At 60.7% G+C, this 6,252-nt stretch carries 5 protein-coding genes; all 5 read left to right on the top strand.

Annotated features, from left to right (window positions below; translation table 11 throughout):
- Nucleotides 1-214 precede the first annotated feature (214 nt).
- The 5 genes from mobC to ACZYZ3_RS20220 all read left to right on the top strand — a co-directional run bounded on the left by mobC (nucleotide 215) and on the right by ACZYZ3_RS20220 (nucleotide 4,691).
- A complete protein-coding gene (gene mobC / locus ACZYZ3_RS20240; RefSeq protein WP_463965565.1) occupies nucleotides 215-610 on the top strand; it encodes a plasmid mobilization relaxosome protein MobC in 396 nt (131 codons plus the stop codon).
- A 7-nt stretch (nucleotides 611-617) separates the two neighbouring features.
- On the top strand, nucleotides 618-2,216 hold the full coding sequence (locus ACZYZ3_RS20235; RefSeq protein ID WP_463965564.1) for a relaxase/mobilization nuclease domain-containing protein: 1,599 nt from the start codon (nucleotides 618-620) through the stop codon (nucleotides 2,214-2,216).
- Nucleotides 2,217-2,225: 9 nt separating this feature from the next.
- Nucleotides 2,226-2,975: a hypothetical protein gene (locus tag ACZYZ3_RS20230; RefSeq protein ID WP_463965563.1), complete on the top strand. Its 750-nt coding sequence runs from the start codon at nucleotides 2,226-2,228 to the stop codon at nucleotides 2,973-2,975.
- Between the two features lie 181 nt (nucleotides 2,976-3,156).
- On the top strand, nucleotides 3,157-3,378 hold the full coding sequence (locus ACZYZ3_RS20225; protein ID WP_463965562.1) for a hypothetical protein: 222 nt from the start codon (nucleotides 3,157-3,159) through the stop codon (nucleotides 3,376-3,378).
- 185 nt (nucleotides 3,379-3,563) lie between these two features.
- Nucleotides 3,564-4,691, top strand: coding sequence for an ImmA/IrrE family metallo-endopeptidase (locus tag ACZYZ3_RS20220; RefSeq protein WP_463965561.1), 1,128 nt, complete (start codon nucleotides 3,564-3,566; stop codon nucleotides 4,689-4,691).
- Nucleotides 4,692-6,252 lie beyond the last annotated feature (1,561 nt).

The following is a 6,252-nucleotide window of genomic DNA, read 5'->3' as shown; positions in this document are numbered from 1 at the left end:
TGAACCGCGGAGCAAAGGCTGAACCGCGGAGCAAAGGCTGAACCGCGGAGCAAAGGCTGAACCGCGGAGCAAAGGCTGAACCGCGGAGCAAGCTGGTAATTTAGCCCGGCTAAGTTAGCTCGATCCTCGACTTGTCGTCTCGGATGCGGCACACTTGGCAGTGTGGTCACGGGTTTCCGGGTCGCTGCGCTGGCAAATTCGAAGGGCGGGACAAGTGGCAGAAAGCAACGGCTTCGCCGGTTGGAAGTCCCGTCGTCGGCGGGCGAATGTTGACGGTGGCCGGATGCACCGTCACGAGGTAAAGGTCAGCCCCGAAGAAGAAGCCCAGCTCCTTGCCCTGGCGGAGAAGCACCGCGTGACGATCCCGCGGCTTTTGATCGAGGCGGCGCTCAGCGAGGGGACAGAAAATCCGTCGGAGCGGCGGGATCAGTTCATGCAGCTCTCTACGCTGCAGCGTCTTGTCGGTACCGTGGCGAACAACATCAACCAGATCGCACGGCATGCGAACGCGACGGGGGAAGTGCCGGCAGAAGCGGCCGCCTCCATTGCCCATGCACGGGCTGTCATCATCCGGATTGACCGTCAGCTTGCCGATATGGCGGGGCGGTAGTTTCTTCGTGATTCCGAACATTACCCAGGGCGACCGCATGGCGGGTCTGATGATCTACCTCGCGGGTCCCGGGCGGGCAAACGAGCACGAAGAACCGCACTTGGTCGCGGGCGATTCGGCTCTCATGGCCTGGCACGATGACAACGAACTGAACCGCGATGCTGCCTTGGATATTGCCAATGCGCTCGACCGGGCCAATCAGTTTTTCGACACCGAAGTAGACGGCGGACACGTCTTCCACTGCTCGCTGAGTTTGGCCGCGGAAGAAGGTCAGCTTAGCGACGAGCGGTGGGGCGCCATCGCGAACGACTTCATGAAGGAAATGGACTTCACCGAGGACGGCGGAAAGGCCCCCGCCCGTTGGGTTGCGGTCCGTCACGGATTGAGTAGGAACGGCAACGACCACATCCACATCGTGGCCAGCATGGTCCGGGACGACGGCACCAAATGGAACGGCTGGAAGAGCAACTACAAATCCCAGCAGGCTGCCAGGGCACTGGAGAAGAAGTACGGACTGAACGCTGTCGGGACCCTGCGCGCCGAGCGCGGATTCACCCCGGCCGAACAGGCCAAAGCGATCCGTCAGGGACTGCCGGAAGTCGAGCGTCACAGCCTCGCCCGCAAGGTGCGCGTCTGTGCCGGGGCATCGACAGATGAGGCAGAGTTTGTCCGCCGGGCACGCCAGGAGGGCATGCTCGTGCGCCCCCGCTACGCGGCTGGGCGTACCGACGTCGTGACCGGCTACTCCGTGGCCGAGCGCCCGCGCAAGGGAGAACGCGCCGTGTGGTTCGGCGGCAACTCGTTGGGACGTGACCTGGCGTTGCCCAAGCTCCGGGCAGAGTGGGAGAGCAGCCCGGAGTCAGCGGCTTCCGCTGTCGCGGAATGGAACGCTGCGGCGCGCAACCGCCGGCCGGTAAGCCTTGGCCGGGAGACGCTGCAGCCATCGGCTGAGCTATGGAGCAAGTACGCCAACGACGTCAGTTCCCTCCGGGAGAAACTGGCCACCACCCCGCACGATGACCATGCCGCCTGGGCGCAGGCAGCCCGCGAGACTTCCGCCGCATTCGGTGCATGGTCCAAGCGGATCGAACCGACGCCAGGACCGCTGGCAGACGCCGCCAGAGAACTCGCCAAGTCCGCCCAACTGCGCCGCTACCCGGCACGCCCGGCAGTGTCCTTGCCGTCGGCACGCGGGGCCACCATGATCCTCCTGGCCGCGACCTCCAAGAGTGACCGCGCCGCCTATGCCCTCATGTTCCGTCAGCTCGCCCAGACAGCACGGGCCATCCACGACATGCACAAGGCCACCGACGATCTGCGCCGGGTCCGGGGACTGGCCACAGCTGTCCGGGCGGCCAGCAAGGTTGTCGAAGCCAGCGCCACCGCACAGACACTCAAGGCACAGCCGATGTCGATGGAGACGCTGCGCCAACAGCACCCGGAAGCGTCCGAGGAAGCCCTTATATCAAGGCTCCTGGTCGAACGTTCACAAGGCGGATCACCGCTGCCTCCCGTTCTGACCAGACCGGACGCAGCGCATCTGCAGGGGGCCCAGTCACGGACCGAAGAGACCCACCGGCAGAACAATCCAGGCATCGAGCGATAGGGGAAGAGCATGAGCGAAACAGACGGAATGGAAGATGCAGTGGACGGGGCGATGCGTACCGGGCTGATGGTTGCCAGCCGCATCGGAGAGCAGCTTGCCAAAATGCGCGAACAGGAACAGCGCACCATCGCCGCAGCAGAGGAACAACGGGCGCGGGAGCTGCAGGAACGCTTCGACGCCCAGCGCGTTGCCGCCCGGGCCCAGCTGGCGCCGGTCGGCCGCGAGGACTGGTGGGACAAAGCCACCCCCGAAATGATCGAACGGGTTCACGAGACAGCCACGGCATGGAAGACCTACGACCCCGAAGCCGCCCAGGCATCCGGAAAAATCAGCGAACAGGTCCAGAGCCGTTACGGCATCGATGTGAACAACACCGGAGCGGACGAGGCATCCGTGTCCGAGGCACTCGCTCGGGCACAGCAGGCCCGCTCCGAAGCCGAAAGTGAACGGACCAAAGCATCGGCCGCGCGCACCGATGAAGTAGTGGCCGGCGCAGCCGTTGCCGGCGCCAACCGCCAGGACCGGGCAGCCAAGGGCGAACCGGCGTGGGACTCCTCAGAACGACGCCAGCAGCTGGCCGAAAGCCTCGAAGGCAAGAGCGACCGCGAAGCCGTCAACTCCCGCCTCCTGGCGGACAAGTACCAGGGCGCGCCGGCGACGGCGGCCGTCGCGCAGAAGCCCCCGTTGGCCCTGACCTCAAAGATGGCCAGGCAGGGCGGCAAAGGAAGGACACTGGAACGTGGCGGGCTCGAACGCTAGGTCTGATGCGGAAACTCGCCGCCGTGGTCAGCCCGGACTTTGAGTGTCTGATTTTCGAAGGGCGGATGAAGGACGAGAACGATTCGGGAAGCTTCAAACATGGTGTGTACAATGAGAGCATCACGACTGGCCGTCATCTCCGACAAGGGGAGACGGCCAGTTTTATATCTATTGTTGGTTAGTGACTAGCACCTATACCAAGCCGTTCCTGACTGTCGGCCAGCAGATTGATCGTCTCGTTGCCCACGGCCTGAAGATTGACAGTCGGCAGAAGGCTGACCGGGAACTACGACGAATTGGCTACTACCGCTTGTCGGGATACTGGTATCCCTTCCGTCAGCAAGCCGCCTCAGAATCAGAGAGCCATACTTGCCGTGCACTGGAAGCCCCGAAGGCGGGCTGACCATCCGACATGAGGAGATCGACATGAGCACTACGTTGCTGACCCCGGACGGGCTTCCTATTCCCGTTCACTCGATTGACGACGCCCTTACGACTGCGGGTACGATTCGCTGTCTCCGCATTAACGAATTTACCGAGCGCGAGCGTTCGGTAAATCGGCTCGCAAGCTGACGACTGACATCTCACATGGCACCCACGACTTTTACACCCACCACACCTGCAGAGTTCACCCCTAGCTGGCTGCTGTCCCCAGGGGAACTTCTTGCGGATGAACTGAAGCACCGCGGAATGACTCAAACAGACTTCGCTGCGCGAACGAGCCTGAGCCTCAAGCACGTTAACCAGATCATCAAGGGGCATGTTCCTCTAACACCTGATGCAGCAATTGCTTTCGAGCGTTCACTCGGTATTCCTGCAACTCTCTGGCTACAAGCGGAGGCCGTGTGGCGTGCGGCCGCATCGGTACGCGCTTCCAAAGAGGCCCTAAGCGAGTTTGGTTCCTGGCTGTCCAAATTCCCCTTGATTACACTGCTGCAGAAAGGCGTTATTGACGCGCAAGATGACGTCGCCGCTCGCGTTGATAAGCTTGTTCGCTGGTTCGAGGTATCCGACCCACAAGCCTTCGATCGAGTTCGACTGCAGCCGGTAGCGAGCTTCAAACGCAGCCAGGCGTTTACGGTAGAGCCGTACTCAACAGCAGTTTGGCTTCGACTGGCCGAACTCAAGGCATCTAGGCTGGCGAAGAACGCTCAACCTTATTCACCGAAGCTGCTGCGAGCAGCTGCAAAACAACTTCCGGGGCTGACGAGACTCGACACGAAGACTGGTTTCACGCGCGCTCAGGAGCTATTCGCGGAAGCGGGTGTTTTGCTCGTATTCGTTGAAGAGATCAGCGGAACACGCATTTCAGGAGCTTCCAAATCGTTGGACGACGGGCGGCAGCTCATAGCCCTAACTGGCCGATCAAAGCGTCTTGATTCGTTTTGGTTCGCTCTCGCACACGAAGTTGCGCACGTGTTATTACACCCCAAACGCGCTACTTACATCGACCTCGACAACACTGTGGACGATGACGCTGACGCGCAGGAATCAGAAGCCAATAACTTCGCATCCACACTGTTCATTTCGTCGGACCTGAAAGAGCGTCTTCGAAATGCCCGAAGCGGACGGGCTATCGAAGCCCTCGCCAGTGAGGCCGGCGTCGCCCCCTTCATCCTCGCGGGGCAGTACGGTCACATGACACGGCAATGGCAAATTGTGGGAAAGATGAGGAGTCGGGAGGATTTTGCGGCGGTCTTGGAAGATCATCCATAGCGGGCCGAATTCAACTATTCCGCCTCACCTGCACCCGCAACGAGATCCGCCGTCAGAGCAAGGCACGACCGCGACGCTAAATGTTTCCGCGTTTAACCGTTCGTCGGTGTACGGCTGACGCGGGAAAAAGTCCTCGATGTCATACGTGGAAATTACACCGGCGAATCGCCATGCTTTGATCACCGAGTGCCTCTCCCCCGGGAATTTGGAAACACCGATATCGGATATTTTGTATAGCTGTATTCCTGGTGGCGGCGTTATGGTGGCCGCCGCGGATCCAGTGCCAGCCTGCCCGTTCAAATAGTCCAACAGCCTGTTGGACAAGTGCGGAGCCTCCTTCGACCTGCCTAATGACTGGTCAGTCCGGGGCGTTGAGATGCGCGGGTCTAGCCTCAGGAGAGGCAGGGCTGGTAGCCTTGAATCGAGGAATTAGTTGTCCTGACATATTGACAACCTTACATAAGGTCCATTATCGGCGTTGGAAATAGGTGGAACGGGGCTGCTTCATTTGTTCTAAGTTCGCGAGTTTGACCTGACGCCTGGGGCTCCCGCTGCGCGAGGATGGAGGGTACATAAACTGTGCCGTATCGTCAGGGGCGTTGGAGTTCGTCGACGACTAAGCCCAACACGACCGCGTCATTGTCTGACAGTGCGTGCAAACCGTGAAAGAACGCGTCCAGCTCCGCCATGCATGCATAGCCACCTTGTGACCAGAACTTAATCCATAGAAATAGCGGGCTGTATTCCCCACCGCTCGAGTCGGTGCGGACGGCCTGACGCAGATCGTCGACGTCCCACGCGTTTGCCTGCTTACCACCTCGTTCCGTCTTGAGAATGCGCTCAGCTTGTGGCTGACTTCTCGCCCGGCCTGGCGGTTTGCACCAGGCCACGGTCTCCCTTTCGGGACTGTCCCATGAACGCATACGTGGCGAGACCGCCGAAGGCATCTGGTGCACAAACCGCCTTACGGGATCGTTGTTAGCTGTGGGTTGACCGGTTGGGTTCTCTCCCGAAGCAGACTTCAAATGGACCTCAGGCTGACGGTCGTATCGCCTAGACACCGCCGTTATCTTGGTCAATTAGGGACGGTCCCCAGCTTTCCCTTGCCGTGCCCGGTGGCAGTCCAGCGTTTAGCCGCACCTCGTAGAGGCCCGGGGCGAGCCTCGTTACTAGGATGCCGACTCGTTCGGCCATTGCCGCGGGCTTCAAGAGATCCAGCGCCCTGTCCAAGGAGGAATCCAATTCTTTTCGTGTTTGAACGGCTATGACGAGGCGATCGGGCGCTGCGTGAATGGTCATGATTCCTAACTCTCTTGGCGGGGGTTTCCCTGCCATCGTTGTCAATCGGTGGGTGGTTAAATATTTGGTGCTAAGCGCGAATACGTCCCGCTGCCTTCTCGGCGCGCTGGAAACAACCGTCCGCCTGTGCACCCCTTCGCGTGGTGAGGCTGTGGGTGACGAAGTGCCCCGGGTTACGTCCCGTGGAGTGGTGTAGATCTCCGCAGTTGCGCGTTGCTCCGGTGACGTAGTGAGCCATCGTGCGATGGTCAGTGAGAACCGA

This window comes from Pseudarthrobacter linnaei (genome assembly GCF_055412825.1).
The sequence above is the reverse complement of the archived record's forward strand: the minus strand, read 5'-3'. Positions and strand labels throughout refer to the sequence as shown.

Excerpts from the sequence above, each read along its gene's own strand:
- ACZYZ3_RS20230 (WP_463965563.1), top strand. The coding sequence starts at position 2,226 with ATGAGCGAAACAGACGGAATGGAAGATGCAGTGGACGGGGCGATGCGT.
- ACZYZ3_RS20220 (WP_463965561.1), top strand. The coding sequence starts at position 3,564 with ATGGCACCCACGACTTTTACACCCACCACACCTGCAGAGTTCACCCCT.